Annotated in this window: 17 protein-coding genes and 2 tRNA genes; 5 read left to right on the plus strand and 14 right to left on the minus strand. The window is 68.7% G+C overall.

Annotation, left to right across the window (positions count from 1 at the left end; translation table 11 throughout):
* Nucleotides 1-17 precede the first annotated feature (17 nt).
* The 8 genes from ACJJVL_RS09215 to ACJJVL_RS09250 form a co-directional block, all read right to left on the minus strand.
* Nucleotides 18-2156 carry a heavy metal translocating P-type ATPase gene (locus tag ACJJVL_RS09215; RefSeq protein ID WP_405218320.1) on the minus strand — a complete coding sequence of 713 codons (2139 nt, stop codon included), beginning with the start codon at nt 2154-2156 and terminating at the stop codon, nt 18-20.
* 192 nt (nt 2157-2348) lie between these two features.
* Complete coding sequence (locus ACJJVL_RS09220) at nt 2349-3110, minus strand: cytochrome c biogenesis CcdA family protein (protein ID WP_405218321.1); 762 nt, start codon at nt 3108-3110, stop codon at nt 2349-2351.
* Complete coding sequence (locus ACJJVL_RS09225) at nt 3107-3688, minus strand: TlpA family protein disulfide reductase (RefSeq protein ID WP_405218323.1); 582 nt, start codon at nt 3686-3688, stop codon at nt 3107-3109. Before ACJJVL_RS09225 ends, ACJJVL_RS09220 begins: the two co-directional genes overlap by 4 nt.
* A 294-nt stretch (nt 3689-3982) precedes the next feature.
* A complete protein-coding gene (locus ACJJVL_RS09230; protein ID WP_405218325.1) occupies nt 3983-4330 on the minus strand; it encodes a metal-sensitive transcriptional regulator in 348 nt (115 codons plus the stop codon).
* 17 nt (nt 4331-4347) lie between these two features.
* Nucleotides 4348-4635, minus strand: a complete 288-nt coding sequence (locus tag ACJJVL_RS09235) for a hypothetical protein (protein WP_405218327.1) — start codon at nt 4633-4635, stop codon at nt 4348-4350.
* Between the two features lie 11 nt (nt 4636-4646).
* Nucleotides 4647-6980 carry a heavy metal translocating P-type ATPase gene (locus ACJJVL_RS09240; protein ID WP_405218329.1) on the minus strand — a complete coding sequence of 778 codons (2334 nt, stop codon included), beginning with the start codon at nt 6978-6980 and terminating at the stop codon, nt 4647-4649.
* A gap of 75 nt (nt 6981-7055) precedes the next feature.
* Nucleotides 7056-8039 carry a heavy-metal-associated domain-containing protein gene (locus ACJJVL_RS09245; RefSeq protein WP_405218330.1) on the minus strand — a complete coding sequence of 328 codons (984 nt, stop codon included), beginning with the start codon at nt 8037-8039 and terminating at the stop codon, nt 7056-7058.
* Nucleotides 8036-8248 carry a heavy-metal-associated domain-containing protein gene (locus ACJJVL_RS09250; protein ID WP_405218331.1) on the minus strand — a complete coding sequence of 71 codons (213 nt, stop codon included), beginning with the start codon at nt 8246-8248 and terminating at the stop codon, nt 8036-8038. Before ACJJVL_RS09250 ends, ACJJVL_RS09245 begins: the two co-directional genes overlap by 4 nt.
* A 91-nt stretch (nt 8249-8339) precedes the next feature.
* Between ACJJVL_RS09250 and ACJJVL_RS09255 the strand changes: the two genes are divergently transcribed.
* Nucleotides 8340-9275, plus strand: coding sequence for an FAD-dependent oxidoreductase (locus ACJJVL_RS09255; protein WP_405218333.1), 936 nt, complete (start codon nt 8340-8342; stop codon nt 9273-9275).
* A gap of 117 nt (nt 9276-9392) precedes the next feature.
* On the opposite strand, the gene ACJJVL_RS09260 is transcribed toward ACJJVL_RS09255, so the two are convergent.
* The 5 genes from ACJJVL_RS09260 to ACJJVL_RS09280 form a co-directional block, all read right to left on the minus strand.
* Nucleotides 9393-9468 (minus strand) — tRNA-His (locus ACJJVL_RS09260).
* A 64-nt stretch (nt 9469-9532) separates the two neighbouring features.
* The gene (gene orn / locus ACJJVL_RS09265; RefSeq protein ID WP_405218465.1) at nt 9533-10117 is read right to left on the minus strand and encodes an oligoribonuclease; all 585 of its coding nucleotides are present in this window, start codon (nt 10115-10117) and stop codon (nt 9533-9535) included.
* A 58-nt stretch (nt 10118-10175) separates the two neighbouring features.
* A complete protein-coding gene (locus ACJJVL_RS09270) occupies nt 10176-10817 on the minus strand; it encodes an HAD family hydrolase (protein WP_405218335.1) in 642 nt (213 codons plus the stop codon).
* Nucleotides 10818-10851: 34 nt separating this feature from the next.
* Entirely contained in the window at nt 10852-11373 is a 522-nt protein-coding gene (locus ACJJVL_RS09275) for a pyridoxamine 5'-phosphate oxidase family protein (protein WP_405218336.1), read from the minus strand.
* Between the two features lie 71 nt (nt 11374-11444).
* Nucleotides 11445-11517: transfer RNA gene (locus ACJJVL_RS09280), tRNA-Arg, on the minus strand.
* A gap of 74 nt (nt 11518-11591) precedes the next feature.
* On the opposite strand from ACJJVL_RS09280, the gene ACJJVL_RS09285 reads away from it, so the two are divergent.
* Nucleotides 11592-12266, plus strand: a complete 675-nt coding sequence (locus ACJJVL_RS09285) for a DedA family protein (protein WP_405218338.1) — start codon at nt 11592-11594, stop codon at nt 12264-12266.
* A 97-nt stretch (nt 12267-12363) separates the two neighbouring features.
* Nucleotides 12364-12924, plus strand: a complete 561-nt coding sequence (locus ACJJVL_RS09290) for a YceI family protein (protein WP_405218339.1) — start codon at nt 12364-12366, stop codon at nt 12922-12924.
* Between the two features lie 76 nt (nt 12925-13000).
* On the opposite strand, the gene ACJJVL_RS09295 is transcribed toward ACJJVL_RS09290, so the two are convergent.
* On the minus strand, nt 13001-13252 hold the full coding sequence (locus ACJJVL_RS09295; protein ID WP_405218341.1) for a hypothetical protein: 252 nt from the start codon (nt 13250-13252) through the stop codon (nt 13001-13003).
* A 139-nt stretch (nt 13253-13391) separates the two neighbouring features.
* Here ACJJVL_RS09295 and ACJJVL_RS09300 point away from each other — a divergent pair, with 139 nt between their 5' ends.
* On the plus strand, nt 13392-13919 hold the full coding sequence (locus ACJJVL_RS09300; protein WP_405218343.1) for a single-stranded DNA-binding protein: 528 nt from the start codon (nt 13392-13394) through the stop codon (nt 13917-13919).
* Between the two features lie 38 nt (nt 13920-13957).
* Nucleotides 13958-14383, plus strand: a complete 426-nt coding sequence (locus tag ACJJVL_RS09305) for a DUF6993 domain-containing protein (RefSeq protein ID WP_405218345.1) — start codon at nt 13958-13960, stop codon at nt 14381-14383.

The raw sequence follows: 14383 nt of genomic DNA on the forward strand, positions 1-14383 counted from the left end.
CTGCCGCGTGAGATCAGCTATTCGATTGTGGTCGGGTCGAGCTTGACACGGCGCAGCAGCTGGGCGTTCAGCGCGACGACGATCGTGGAGGCCGACATCAATATCGCGGCGACAGCGGGGGAGATCGACACGCCAGCGAATGCCAGCACGCCGGCTGCCAGGGGGACGGCGATGATGTTGTACCCGGTGGCCCACACGAGGTTCTGGATCATCTTCCGGTAGCTCGCGCGGGAGAGATCGACCATGGCCAGCACGGCCCGCGGGTCGTTGCTGGCGAGAACGACCCCCGCAGACTCCATCGCCACGTCCGTGCCGGCTCCGATGGCGATGCCGACCTCAGCCCTGGCGAGCGCGGGGGAATCGTTGACGCCGTCGCCGACCATGGCGACCTTCAGTCCACGAGACTGCAGTTCGCCGACCTTCTTGTCCTTGTCCTCGGGCAGGACCTGAGCGAACACTTCGTCGATGTGCAGCTCAGCGGCAACGGCGTCGGCGACCTGCTGGGCGTCGCCCGTGATCATGGCCACCCTGATACCGCGCTTCTGCAGCGCGGCGATGGCTTGGCGGGACTCGTCGCGGATCTCGTCCTCCAAGCTGAGCGCGCCGACGACCTGTCCGTCGCGAATGACGTGAAGCACGGAGGCACCGCGTTCTACCCACGGTTCGGCCTGGGCGGTTAGAGCGCGCGGCACTTCGAGTCCCTCTGTCTTGATGAGGTTCGGTCCGCCGACCGCGACGGCGGATGCGCCGATGTCTGCAGTCACGCCGCGGCCGGTCAGTGAAGCGAATCCGCTGGCGACGGGGATCTGGAGGCTGCGGTCCTGTGCCGCCGCGACGATCGCGCGGGCGGAGGGGTGCTCGCTGTCCGCTTCCACGGCAGCCGCCAGCTCCAGCACTTCGTCGCCGGTCATGCCTTCGACCGCGGCGACGCCGGTGAGGGCGGGCTGCCCCTTCGTCAGGGTGCCGGTCTTGTCGAAGAGCACGACATCGATGGTGCGCATCCGCTCCAGCGCCATGCGGTCCTTGATCAGCACCCCGGCACGGGCGGCCTGCTCGGTCGAGATAGCGATCACCAGCGGAATGGCGAGACCCAGGGCATGGGGGCAGGCGATGACCAGGACGGTGACCGTGCGGACCACGGCCTCATCGGGGTAGCCCAGCAGTGTCCAGACGATGAAGGTGATGATGCCGGCGCCGAGCGCGAAGTAGAACAGGAATGCCGCGGCCTTATCGGCTAGTGCCTGAGCCTTGGAAGATGATGCTTGCGCTTCGGCGACGAGCCGTTGGATGCCCGCGAGGGCTGTGTCGGCGCCAATTGCGGTCACTCGGACTCGGAGCGCACTGTCGGTGGCGACAGTCCCTGCCACTACCGTGTCGCCGGGGCCGCGCGGCACGGTCTTCGATTCACCCGTGATCATGGATTCGTCGAGCTCGGCGTGTCCTTCGGTGATCTCGCCGTCCGTCGGGAGGCGCGCTCCAGAGCGAACCAGCACGACATCGTCGAGGGACAGCTGTGAGATAGCGACGACCTCGGTTCCATCACCCGTGACTCGCTCGGCCTCGTCGGGCAGAAGCGCAGCCAGGGCGTCCAAGGCCCCACGTGCTGAGCCGAGAGCACGCATCTCGATCCAGTGCCCCAACAGCATGATGACCACAAGCAGAGCCAGCTCCCACCAGAAGTCGAGATCGAGGCCTCCGATGCCGAGCGTGGTGATCCAGGATGCGACGAACGCGACGGTGATCGCCATCGAGATCAGCAGCATCATGCCTGGTTGCCGGCTGCGCAGTTCGGTCCAGCCGCCCTTCAGGAACGGGGAGCCCCCGTAGAAGAAGATGACAGTTCCCAGGACCGGAGGAATCCATGTCGACCCTGGGAACTCCGGGATGCTGTATCCCAGCAGGTCGGAGAACATCGGGCTGAAGTACACGACCGGGATGGACAGCACAAGACTGACCCAGAACTTGTTCCTGAACATCGCCGTGCTGTGTCCGGCATGCTGGCCGTGCTGGTGGACTGCATGCTCATCGTCTATCGCCGAATGGGCATGGTCGTCCGGCATCGCCTGCCCATGCGTGCTGTGGTCGGCGTGCTCGTCATGGCTGGCCGGCGCACTGCCCTCGGGGTGGTCTGGATGGTGCGTGTGGGGGCTGCTCATGGCGGCCAACCTATACCCCTGAGGGGTATAGGGCAAGCGTCGCGCGTATACCCCCCAGGGGTATCGTCTCTCTGCCCCCGGCACTCACGCCCGGGTCGTGAAGCAACGTCGATGGACCTCGCGGTGGAGGCCCCTCCAGGACGAGATTCGCCGCGTGTCTGGAACATGCCGCTCGCGAGTAGCGGGTCCGACTCAGATGATCGTGGTAGTGGAGGCGATCCAGCCCTGCATCTCGTTCATAATGGCGTCCCATGCGCCCGTCACCATCAGCACGCCGATGATCATCAGTGTCACCCCTCCGCCGATGTTGATCGCTCGGACGTGTCGGCGCATCCACGCGATCGCCGAGCCCATCCAGCCGAGTCCCACCGCGAGCAGCAGGAACGGTATGCCCAGACCCAACGCGTAGGCGAAACCCAGGAGAGCTCCTTGCCAAGCGCTGCCGGTCGTGACGGTGAGGGCGCTGATCGCCGCCAGTGTCGGGCCCGAGCACGGGGTCCAGCCGAGCGCGAAGATGACGCCCACCAGGGGCGCTGCCCACATCCCACCAGCCTTAAGCTGCTGCGGCTTCCAGACGCGCTGGAGAAAGCGGAGCTGCCCAATGAACACCAGCCCCAGCAGGATCAGCAGCACACCGAGAACGCGCACGAGCACGGCGGACCAGACGAGCAGGAACGAGCTGACCGCACCGACGAGGGCGGTGCCGAGCACGAATACGGCGGTGAAGCCGACGACGAATAGCGCCACGCCGGTGATGAGCCTCGCTCGGCCGCCCTCCTCGCCGACGAGTGAACCCATCAGGCCCAGATAGCCCGGGACCAGCGGAAGGATGCAGGGGCTTGCGAAGGAGACGATGCCTGCCAGCAGCGCCATCGGCACGGAGATCAGCAGCTGTCCACTGAGGACGGCACCGCCGGGGTCCAGGGCTACGCCCTGGACGAGCATCAGGGTCATCGCTCCAGTTCCTCCCGGAGCAGGGTCGACAGGATGCTGGTGTCCGTGACGGCCCCGGAGACGCGAGCTGCCACACGCCCCTCGGCGTCGAGGATGATCGTCGATGGCACCGCGTTGGGGGCGATGATGCCGGTAAAGGCGAGCTGGCCCTGTGCAGATTGGTCGTCGAGGACCGAGGGGTACTCGATGCCGAACTCCTCCTCAAAGGCCATGGCCTGGGCGGCCCCGTCGCGCACGTTGATGCCGATGAAGTCGACGCGATCGCCGTACTCGGCATGCAGTTCCGCGAGTACGGGCGCCTCGATGCGGCAGGGCGGGCACGCGGCGTACCAGAAGTTGACCAGCGCGACGCCCTCGAGCGCCGCGGAGTCGAACTCGCTGCCGCTGGCCAACGGGCCGGCGAACGAGCCGGGCGCGGCGCGATCCGCCGGCGCGATCTCCGTGACGATGCCGTCACCAGCGATGTAGCCCGCGTCGCCGACCTGGCCCGCGACGCCGGCTGCGCTGGCGCAGCCGGTCAGCACGAGTGCGCCGATTGCCGTCGTGATGGTCAAGAGACGGCGAACAGTGCCACTCATCAATCCTCCAGGAGTCATCCGCACCGAAAATCGAACACTCGCCGGCTAGTGTTCTGTCGCCGGCCGCCTGAGGCGGGCGGGAGAACCTTCGAGGCGAGGGTTCGGCCCAACGCTGGCTTGGCGGGATGCCCGCGCTGCTCAGGGCGACCCGAAGCGTCGGATGGGCATCACTAGGGACTGTATTGATCGGTCCTATGAACGTCGCGACCGCCCTGTATCGCGGCGTGGCAGCGGCCTGCCCATTGTGGTTTGGCACTTCCGTTGCGGTCGGCGGGCTGTGCGGTATCGGGTGATTCAGCGGACGAGACGTTCGATCGCCTGCGATGCCTCGCGAATCTTCTCCTCGGCGACGTCGCCGCCGGCCCGGGCGGCGTCGGCGATGCAGTGGCGGAGGTGGTCCTCGAGGAGACCGACGGCGACGTTCTGCAGCGCTCCGGTGAGCGCGGAGATCTGGGTGAGGATATCGATGCAGTACCGCTCTTCATCGACCATGCGGCCAATGCCGCGCGCTTGCCCTTCGATGCGTTTGAGTCGCGCGAGGTATCCGGCTTTGTCAGAGATGTAACCCTGCTCGCCGTGGTCGCAAGCGGTTGCGGCGGTCGTGCTGTCTGTCACGGTTCCCTCCGGTCCTGGTGCACGCATCGATCCGGGACCGCAGCTCAGACCTCGGCGGCGTACTTCGCGGGATCGGCGTCGAACAGGGGCCCGCAGGCGGCGCAGCACAGGTAGTAGCGGGCGCCGTCGTAGTCGCGGACGAGGCCCGCGGCCTCGGCGTCCGCCTTCAAGACCGTGCTGCCGGGCATCACCGGGCACTCGGCGATCTCATCCGCGGACGCGGTGACGTGCCCGTGAGCATCGGTGGCACTGTGGCTGTGCCCGTGATCTTCGTGCTGGTCGGTGTGACCGTGGTGGCCGGCGTCATCGTGGTGACCGGTGGTGTTGGACATGGGGGTTCCTCTCAGTGATGGGTGTCGACAGCTATCGGCCGTGCTGCGGGGGGCGGCGCGGTCGTGGCGGTCGGTGTGGGGTCCACCGCCTCGCTCGTGAAGCTGCGCAGGCGGAGGCTGTTGCCGACGACGAAGACGCTCGAGAACGCCATCGCCGCGCCGGCGAGCATGGGGTTGAGTAGGCCGAGGGCGGCGAGCGGGATCGCGGCGACGTTGTAGGCGAAGGCCCAGAACAGGTTGCCCTTGATGGTGCCGAGCGTCTTCCGGGAGAGCCGGATGGCGTCGGCGGCGCTGCGCAGGTCGCCGCGCACGAGCGTGATGTCCGATGCCTCGATCGCGACATCAGTGCCGGTGCCCATCGCAAGGCCCAGGTCGGCCTGGGCGAGCGCGGCGGCGTCGTTGACGCCATCGCCGACCATCGCGACGGCCTTGCCCTCGCGCTGCAGACGGGTGACGACGTCGACCTTGTCCTGCGGCAGCACCTCGGCGATCACGTCGGTGATGCCGACCTCGGTGGCGATCTGCTCGGCGACCGCCTGGTTGTCACCGGTGAGCAGCACCGGGGTCAGCCCGAGGCGCTTGAACTGCGCCACGGCGGCGGCACTGCTGGGCTTGACGGCGTCGGCGACGACGAGCACGCCGCGCGCCTGCCCGTCCCAGCCGACCGCGATCGCTGTCTTGCCCTGCCGCTCGGCCGCGGCTTTCGACTCGGCGAGCTCGGCGGAAAGGTGCAGCGACCAGTCGGCCAGCAGCGACGCGCGGCCGACGATGACCGCGTGCCCGTCGACGACGCCCTGCACTCCCTTGCCCTCGATGTTCGTGAAGCCTTCCGGGGTCGGCAGTGTCCCGAACTCCTGCACCGCGGCCTTCGCGACGGCCTGGGCGATCGGGTGTTCGGAGGCGTCTTCCAGGGCGCCCGCGAGTCGCAGCAGCTCGGTCCGGTCGGTGCCGACGGCGGTGTGCACATCGGTCAGGGTCATCTTCCCTGTGGTGACGGTGCCGGTCTTGTCGAGCACGATGGTGTCGATGCGGCGCGTGGACTCGAGCACTTCCGGTCCCTTGATGAGGATCCCCATCTGGGCACCGCGGCCCGTGCCCACCAGCAGCGCGGTCGGGGTCGCGAGGCCGAGCGCGCAGGGGCAGGCGATGATCAGCACGGCGACGGCGGCGGTGAATGCGGCCGCGGCGGGGAAGCCGGCGCCGAGCCAGGCGCCGAGCGTGGCCACGGCGATGGCGATCACGATCGGCACGAAGATGCCGGAGACCCTGTCGGCGAGGCGCTGCACGTCGGCCTTGCCGGACTGCGCGTCCTCCACGAGCTTCGCCATCTGGGCGAGCTGCGTGTCCGAGCCGACCCGCGTGGCGCGCACGACGATGCGGCCGCCGGCGTTGACGGTGGCTCCGGTGACGGTGTCGCCCGCTCCGACCTCGACGGGCACCGATTCGCCGGTGAGCATGGAGGCGTCGACCGCGGAGGTGCCGGAGACGACCGTGCCGTCGGTGGCGATCTTCTCCCCGGGCCGGACGACGAACTCGTCGTCGACGGCGAGATCTGTGGTCGGGATGCGCACCTCGACGCCGTCGCGGAGCACGGCGACGTCCTTCGCGCCCAGCTCGAGCAGCGCTCGCAGCGCCGCGCCAGCCTGCCGCTTGGAGCGCTTCTCGAAGTAGCGGCCAGCCAGGATGAACATCGTCACCCCGGCGCCGACCTCCAGGTAGATGTTCGCGGCACCGTCACTGGGAGCGACGGTGAGCTCGAACGCGTGGGTCATGCCGGGGACGCCGGCGGTGCCGAAGAACAGGGCGTAGAGCGACCACAGCAACGCCGCGCTGGTGCCCATGGAGATGAGCGTGTCCATCGTCGCGGCCCCGTGCCGCAGGTTCGTCCACGCCGCCTTGTGGAACGGCCACGCGCCCCACACGATCACCGGCGCGGCGAGCGCGAGCGAGAGCCACTGCCAGTAGGTGAACTGCAGCGCCGGCGCCATCGCCATGGCGATCACGGGGACGGTGAGCACGACGGAGCCGATCAGCCGGTGCCGCAGACTGACCAGCTCAGCATCCGGAGCCTCGCTCTCGTCGTCCAGCATCGACGGCCGGTCTGGGGCGGGGAGCGCTGCCGTGTAGCCGGTCTTCTCCACCTCGGCGATCAGCAGCGCGGGATCGAAGTCCGCGGGTGCTGAGACCTTGGCCTTCTCCGTCGCATAGTTCACGGTCGCGGTGACGCCGTCGAGCTTGTTCAGCTTCTTCTCGATCCGCATCGCGCAGGATGCGCACGTCATCCCGCCGATCTCCAGCTCCATGCTGGTGGGGGAAGCTGCGGCTGTCGGCTGCGGGTCAGTCATGATCGTCTCCTCGTCGGGGCGTCGGGGCGTCGGGGCGTCGGGCGCGCAGTGCGGATCCCGGGGTAGGAAAGGTGGTCAGTGCCCGTCGTGATCAGCGTCATCGTCGGTGCCGCCGGCGGGCGCGTCGGGGATGCCCGCGCTGCCCGACGGGGGGATTGCGTCGAGCACGAACTGCGCGGTGTGCACCTGTCCGTCGACCTGGAAGCCGAGATACAGCAGGTAGAGACCGGTGGTCGGCACCTCCGCCGTAAACGACACGCCGGGGCCTGCCAGGTCGCCGGGCTGCGGCTCGTCGCCGTGCGCATGCACGTGCAGGTACGCGAGGTCGCCCTGGCGGAGGGCGACCAGGTGCCCGAAGGCGCCGAGGTAGGGCTCGAGATCGGCGACGGGGTCACCGTCCCGGGTCACCTCGACGGTCAGATCGCTCGCGCTGCCCGCCGCCAGCTCGCCGGTGATCGTCACATCGAAGCCGTCGACGTTGTCGCGAAGGCTGACGCCGGCCGGCGGCTGCGGTTCGAGCGTGCCGGCCACGTCGATCATGCGGGAGAGCGTGACGGTCGTGGCGTCCGGCGTCGTGAAGTCGGCGTACACCCGATAGCTGCCGGCGGCTTCCCATGTCCACGGCAGCGACCACGTTCCCGTCGCCGGATCGAGCTCCGGATGCACGTGACGGTACCCGGCGCCGTCGGTGCGGACCGTGATCAGATGCAGGTCCTTCCCGTGGGCAGTCTCGAACGCCGTCACGGGTGCACCGGCTGGGTCGAGGATCTGGAACGAGAGGGTGCTGGTCTCGCCCGGCACTGCGGGGGTCTGGATCGGCCCGATCATGAAGCCTGATTGGGCGATGGTCAGTCCGCTCACGTCGATCTCCTGTTCTTCCCGCGTGGTCGCGGGTGGCGCGGTCGTGCTGGTGGCCGGATCGCTGTGGGCGCCTCGATCGTCCTGCGACCAGGCGGCGACGGTGGCGTCCGGGACGACGGCGGCGGCGATGGCGAAGGTTCCGCCGAAGGCCAGCGCGAGGCCGGCACCGTAGATGACCAAGCGGCCGACGGTGTTCATCGGATCGGTGCCGCCTGGTATCCGGCCTCATCGACCGCGGCGAGGATCGCCGCATCGTCGACCGGCTGCGAGCCGGTGACCACGAGCCGGCCGGTCTGCGCGCTCACCTCGATGTTCTCGACACCCGCGACCTGCTCGACCTCGCCGCGGATCGCGACCTCGCAGTGGCCGCAGCTCATGCCGGTGACCTGGAACTCGGAGCTGCTCATGGTGTCTTCCTCACACTTGACAAGGTACCCCCGGGGGGTATTGGTTGGCACGACGATATACCCAGAGGGGGTATGCCGTCAAGAGGGGGAGATGAGCGCCATGTTGATCCTTGAGTCGGACGTCTTGATCGTCGGAGCCGGCGCTGCCGGACACTCGGTAGCGGTGGCTCTGCGTGCGCTGGGCTTTGCCGGTTCCGTGCGCATCGTCCAGGACGAGCCGCATCCGCCCTACAACCGGACCTTGGTCGACAAGGGGATCCTGCCCGGCCTGCTCACCGTCGAGCAGGCGGCGCTCAAAGATCTGACGCCGCTCGACATCGATCTCGTGCGAGGTCGTGGGATCGTAGTGGATGAGACTCGGCCCGCAACCCGCCTCCAGGACGGGCGAGCGCTGACGTCCCGCGCGCTGCTGCTGGCGATGGGCAGCTCGCCAAGGCCGCTTCCCGGCGGTGCTGGTCCCGGTGTCTTCTCGCTGCATCGTGCGGACGACGCCATGCGGATCCGCGACCACCTCGGCGACGATCCCGCCGGGCGCGCCGTGACAGTGCTCGGCGCCGGCCTGGTGGGATCGGAAGTCGCGAGCTACTTCGCTGCGGCCGGCGCCGGTGTGCAACTGGTCGCGCGATCGGACGTGCCGCTCACGCGCGTGCTCGGGCGCCCGATCGCGACGCAGCTGCGCGACCTGCATGCCGCGCACGTCGACATCCACTTCGGGCGAGCCGTGACCGCACTGCTGCCGTCCGCTTCGCACACGGGCGTGAGGCTCGATGACGGCAGCGAGCTGCGCTCGGATCTGGTGATCGTGGCGCAGGGGGCCGTGCCGGATACCTCGCGCACCACGGTCACTACGCGGAGGCGCGCGCGAATCTCGATGACTCGCTCGAGCTGCTGTCCAACGTCGCCGACATCTATGCCAACGCCGACGACGCGAACCGCCGGCTGTGCAACCAGGCGCTGTTCAAAGCGATCTACGTCGACGAGGACAACGACGTGCGCGTCGGCTACCGCACTCCATACGACGGACTGAGCGACGCCGACTTGCAAGCCGACGCTCTCACCTGGGCCGCCGAGGCAAAGAAAGAGGGCCAGGTGCGAACTTCCTCCAAGGGTGGTCCCTTGGTCGAAAGTTCACACCTGACCCGTCTGGGGTGAGTAACGGGACTTGAACCCGCGACATCCGCCACCACAAGGCGGCGCTCTACCAACTGAGCTATACCCACCATGTGCGCCCAAGGCGCAACTCGGACAGTCTACGACATTGCGCCGCCGAACACCGAATCGGGCTCAGGCCGGCAGGTGCGTGCCGAAGCCCTCGGTCACCGCTGCCGAGATCTGCTGCAGCTCCTCGGTCGTGCGACCGGGGGCATCCGTGAACACCGCCGCGCGGTAGTAGCGCAGCTCGCGGATGGATTCCAGGATGTCGTCGAGCGCGCGGTGGCCGCCGGCCTTCTCGGGCGCCTGGAAGTAGGCCCGGGGGAACCAGCGGCGAGAGAGCTCCTTGACGCTCGACACGTCGATCGATCGGTAGTGCAGGAAGCCGTCGAGTGCGGGCATGTAGCGCGCGAGGAACGCGCGATCGGTGCCGATGGTGTTGCCCGCCAGGGGAGCGGAGCGCTCGAGCGGCACGAAGCGCTGCACGTACGCGAGCACGTCGAGCTCTGCCTCGGCGAGCGCGACGCCGTCGGGGATCTCGCGGTCGAGCCCGCTTGTCGCGTGCATCTTCCGGACGAAGTCGTCCATCTGCTCGAGCGCTGCATCCGACGGCTTGATGACGAGCTGGAGGCCGGGATCGAGCACCTCGAGCTCGAAGTCGGTGACGACCACCGCGATCTCGACGAGCTCGTCGACCCGTGGGTCGAGACCCGTCATCTCGCAGTCGATCCAGACGATCCGATCACTCACAGCCACGTCGCGAGTCTATGCGTGATCAGGCGAGCGCCGCGAAGAGCTCGTCGGCCGTGATGTCGGCGAGCGTGCCGATCGTGCGCTCCGCCGGCACCGGCGACTCGGTGAGCTGCGTGGTGAGGAACCACAGGCGAGCGCCGGCTGCGACCGCTGCTCGCGCCCCGCTTCCCGAATCCTCGAAGGCGATGCAAGCGGATGCGTCGGCACCCAGCCTGCGGATAGCCTGCGCGTAGGGCTCCGGGTCGGGCTTGGATCGCTCCACATCATCGGCCGAGACCGCGAACCGCAGCGCACCCTCGGGCGCGACGTCGAGCATTGCCCGGGCATTCGCCCCCGACGCGTTCGTGATGAGCGCGGCCGGGATGCCGGCTGCTGCCACCCGGGCGAGCAGCGCCCGACTGCCCGGCAGCCACGGCACATCCTCGCGCACCAGGTCGGCCACCGACCCGGCGATCGCCTCGATGATCGATGCGGGCTCCATCTGCACCCCGCGCTCGCGCATCCGATCTGCCCATTCGACCATCGGCCGACCGGTCGTCCAGTGCGCGTCCTCGGCGGTCCACTCGATGCGATGCTCGCGGGCGAAGGCACGCATCTGCTCGTGCCAGATGGGCTCCGAGTCGATCAGCGTTCCATCCATGTCGAACAGCAGTGCGGCGGTCATGCCCCCAGCCTGCCATCGTGCGGGTCCGCGGCGCTCACCAGCAAAAGCGCGTCGCATCCTGGGGGAAGCGGAACCATGCCATTGCGCGCGACGGTGTGATCACCCTGAGGCCACCGCCGTCATCGCCCGACCATGCGTCGGCCCCAGGCGCATAGCCGTCGTCACGGTACTTCTCGAAGGCTGCAGCGAGCCGCGCCCCGAGGTCCGCGGGGTCGGCGCGGGTTGCGAGCGACATGCCCTCGACGATCACCGCCTCCTTGCCGTCCTCCAGCGTCAGTGTGACCGCTGGATTCCGCTCCGCGTTGCGCGCGTGGCGCGTGTCCGGGGAGCCGTCGTACCAGAAGCGGCCATTCACCCAGACGCCCCAGCGCGGGATCGAGTGCGGGCGCCCATCGGGTCGAACCGACGCGAGCCAGTAGTGGTGCGCAGCCGCGAGCCGGGATTCCACCTCGCCCCACTCCAGCAGTCCGGCGTCATCCTCCGGCAGGCCGTAGCCCTTCGGCAGCGTTGGGCGGTCGCGGCGCGGAGCGGGCAGGGGTGCGAGATCGACGAGCATGACGCCAGGATGCGTCGGGCCACCTACGAGCGCCAGAGGCGTGTTGCGGATCTCGGTCCGGTCCCGCGCCGTGCCCCCGGCAGGAATCGAACCTGCGACCAAGAGATTAGAAGGCTCCTGCTCTATCCGCTGAGCTACGGGGGCGTGCCGAACGGCGACTCGACTCTAGCGAGTCGAGCACTGCCAGCGTCGGACCGATGCGGCTCTAGGCTGGTCGGATGCTCGAAACCCTGACGCAGACCGCTGCCGACTCCGAAGCGCTCACCGGTGTCGCCGGCTGGGCGGTCGGCCTGATGGACGCGATCGGGGCGCCCGGTGCCGCCGTCGCGATCGCCGCCGAGAACCTCTTCCCGCCGATCCCGAGCGAGATCATCCTGCCGCTGGCGGGCTTCGCAGCCGCGCAGGGATCGTTCTCGATCGCAGAGGCGATCATCTGGACGACGATCGGCTCGGTGGTGGGCGCGCTCGCGCTCTACCTGCTCGGCAGGCTGCTCGGGCACGACCGGCTCTCGCGGATCGCCGCGAAGATGCCGCTCGTGCGCGCGAGCGACATCGAAAAGACCACCGCGTGGTTCGCCAAGCACGGCTGGAAGACGGTGCTCTTCGGTCGATTCCTGCCGATCTTCCGCAGCCTGATCTCGATCCCCGCGGGCATCGAGAAGATGCCCGTGCTGCTGTTCCTCGGCCTCACGGCGGTCGGCTCCGCGATCTGGAACACGATCTTCATCATGGTCGGCGTGACGCTCGGTGCGAACTACCACGCGATCGAGCCCTATATGGACACGCTGCAGTGGGTGGTGATCGGCGCCGTCGTGCTCGTGCTCGGCATCTGGGTCGCGCGGCGGATGCTGCTGAACCGCGCCGAGGGCAAGCACCTGCTGCACGGTGAATGACGGCCGCGAGACGAATCCTCCAGCTCCGGGAATAGCCGCGACACCTGCCTGGTTGTTCGATTGTGAAAGACTTTCCGAACACAGAAAGGCATCACCCATGTTGCAGAGCATCCCCGGTTACCAGGCAGGCACCTACGTCATCGACAGCTCCCACTCGAACGTCACCTTCTCGGTGCGCCACATGATGGTCGCGAAGGTGCGCGGCGAGATCGAAGGGCTCGAGGGCACCATCGTGCTCGGCGAGCAGCCGGAGGAGTCGACCATTACGGCCACGGTCGACCCGAAGACGATCAACACCAAGAACGCGGACCGCGATGCGCACCTGCGCTCCAATGACTTCTTCGCAACGGACGAGTACCCCGAGTGGACCTTCGTCTCGAAGGGCGCGCGCGTCGAGGGCGACGACCTGATGATCGATGGAGATCTGCAGCTGCGTGGCGTGACCAAGCCCGTCTCGCTGCTGGTGGAGTTCGGTGGCATCGGCCCCGACACGTTCGGCAACGTCCGCGCGGGCGCATCGGCTCGCACGCGCGTGAAGCGCAGCGAGTTCGGCATCAGCTGGAACGTCGCGATCGAGACGGGCGGCGTCATGCTGTCCGACGACGTCGACGTCGAGATCGAGATCTCAGCGATCCAGCAGGTCGCCGCGACCGTCTGAGCGGATCGCGCGGTGGTGGGGTCGGGGCGTACGCCTCGGCCCCACTGCTCGTCGGCGCGGACGCACGGGCGCGGGCTCAGGGACCGGTGAAGCAGGCGAGTGCGTCCTCGAGCGCCCAGCCCGTGCCGATCGGCAGCAGCGTCGTGCCGCCCGGCAGCAGCCTGCGCGCCTCGAACACGAGCCCGGACCGGGCGTCGACCTGGGCGATGTAGCCGAGCGTGAGGCCGGAGGCGCTGCTCACGCGCCAGAGATCATCGCGCACCCGGCGGGTAGCCACGTGCGGCGCCGTGGGCGCCATGCGTCGCTGGTCGCTGGTCATGATGGCCATCGCAGATCCTCTCCGTCGTCTTCGACGCTACGTCCGGCCACCCACACGCATCCCGCGCGCCGATGCGGTGCCCTGCGTTCTCCACAGGTCGCTCGAAGCAGCGCGTCGATCGCGACCGCACTGCGTCATCCTGCGTCGCATGAGCGAAGCAATCACCGTCGTCGGGTCCCTCGGAGGCGACCCGACGCTGAAGTCCGTGAACGGCGACCGCGTCGCCGAGTTCCGCATCGGCTGCAGGTCGCGCCGCAAGGAGGGCGAGACCTGGGTCAATGGGCACACCAATTGGTTCTCCGTCGAGGCGTGGGGAGGCTTCGCCGATCACGTCGGTGCCTCGCTCCGCAAGGGCGACGTCGTCGTGGTGCTCGGCAAGCTGAAGGTCGACCAGTGGGAGTCGGGCGAGAAGCGCGGCACGAGCATCAAGATCCGGGCAGAGCACATCGGCCACTCCCTCCGCCTCGGACCGGCTCTGCGCCAGCGCACCGGCACGGCGACAGCCGCAGCAGCGGCCGTCGACCAGCCGTGGCCCGGTTACAGCGACGACGAGCCCCTCTCGGAGGACCCGCTCGAGACGCTGGCGTCGTCGACATCCGCAGGTGCGCTCGACCGATCCGCGTCCGAGCCGCAACCCGTCTGGGCGACGCCGGGCGAGGTGCCGTTCGGCCCCTAGGCTTGGCGGGTTCCCCAACTCGCGGCGAAGGAGGGCGTGTGCGTCGGACCGCGGCCCTCATGCTGCTCGCGTCGGTGATCCTCGCGGGCTGCTCGGCGTCGCCAGGAGCCGACTCAGCCGCGGAGGATGCGTCGCCGACGGCGGCCGCGACCCCGGCGCCCGACGAGGCGATGCGGGATGATCCCGAGCTCGCAGCCTTCCGCAATGCGCTTGAGGCGCGCTCGCCGCTCGACCCCGATGCCCTGGTCGACGCGGTGGTGGCCGCGGGATTCCCGAGTTCGAGCCTCGAGCGCACCCGCGAGCTCGACTCGCTGGGCGCCCCGGTGTCGTTCCTGGAGATCGCGGCGCGCGTCGACGACGGCTGCCTGATCGGCCAGGTGGGCGACGGGCCGCCCATGGCGATCCGAACCGAAGCGCTCGCCAGCGGGCGATGTCTGGTCGGCGACGTGATCCGCCTAGACTGA

The organism is Agrococcus sp. Ld7 (genome assembly GCF_045064095.1).
Classification (GTDB): domain Bacteria; phylum Actinomycetota; class Actinomycetes; order Actinomycetales; family Microbacteriaceae; genus Agrococcus.

Excerpts from the sequence above, each read along its gene's own strand:
- ACJJVL_RS09215 (WP_405218320.1), bottom strand. The coding sequence starts at position 2,156 with ATGAGCAGCCCCCACACGCACCATCCAGACCACCCCGAGGGCAGTGCG.
- ACJJVL_RS09220 (WP_405218321.1), bottom strand. The coding sequence starts at position 3,110 with ATGACCCTGATGCTCGTCCAGGGCGTAGCCCTGGACCCCGGCGGTGCC.
- ACJJVL_RS09225 (WP_405218323.1), bottom strand. The coding sequence starts at position 3,688 with ATGAGTGGCACTGTTCGCCGTCTCTTGACCATCACGACGGCAATCGGC.
- ACJJVL_RS09230 (WP_405218325.1), bottom strand. The coding sequence starts at position 4,330 with ATGCGTGCACCAGGACCGGAGGGAACCGTGACAGACAGCACGACCGCC.
- ACJJVL_RS09235 (WP_405218327.1), bottom strand. The coding sequence starts at position 4,635 with ATGTCCAACACCACCGGTCACCACGATGACGCCGGCCACCACGGTCAC.
- ACJJVL_RS09240 (WP_405218329.1), bottom strand. The coding sequence starts at position 6,980 with ATGACTGACCCGCAGCCGACAGCCGCAGCTTCCCCCACCAGCATGGAG.
- ACJJVL_RS09245 (WP_405218330.1), bottom strand. The coding sequence starts at position 8,039 with ATGAACACCGTCGGCCGCTTGGTCATCTACGGTGCCGGCCTCGCGCTG.
- ACJJVL_RS09250 (WP_405218331.1), bottom strand. The coding sequence starts at position 8,248 with ATGAGCAGCTCCGAGTTCCAGGTCACCGGCATGAGCTGCGGCCACTGC.
- ACJJVL_RS09255 (WP_405218333.1), top strand. The coding sequence starts at position 8,340 with ATGAGCGCCATGTTGATCCTTGAGTCGGACGTCTTGATCGTCGGAGCC.
- orn (WP_405218465.1), bottom strand. The coding sequence starts at position 10,117 with ATGACGGGTCTCGACCCACGGGTCGACGAGCTCGTCGAGATCGCGGTG.
- ACJJVL_RS09270 (WP_405218335.1), bottom strand. The coding sequence starts at position 10,817 with ATGACCGCCGCACTGCTGTTCGACATGGATGGAACGCTGATCGACTCG.
- ACJJVL_RS09275 (WP_405218336.1), bottom strand. The coding sequence starts at position 11,373 with ATGCTCGTCGATCTCGCACCCCTGCCCGCTCCGCGCCGCGACCGCCCA.
- ACJJVL_RS09285 (WP_405218338.1), top strand. The coding sequence starts at position 11,592 with ATGCTCGAAACCCTGACGCAGACCGCTGCCGACTCCGAAGCGCTCACC.
- ACJJVL_RS09290 (WP_405218339.1), top strand. The coding sequence starts at position 12,364 with ATGTTGCAGAGCATCCCCGGTTACCAGGCAGGCACCTACGTCATCGAC.
- ACJJVL_RS09295 (WP_405218341.1), bottom strand. The coding sequence starts at position 13,252 with ATGGCCATCATGACCAGCGACCAGCGACGCATGGCGCCCACGGCGCCG.
- ACJJVL_RS09300 (WP_405218343.1), top strand. The coding sequence starts at position 13,392 with ATGAGCGAAGCAATCACCGTCGTCGGGTCCCTCGGAGGCGACCCGACG.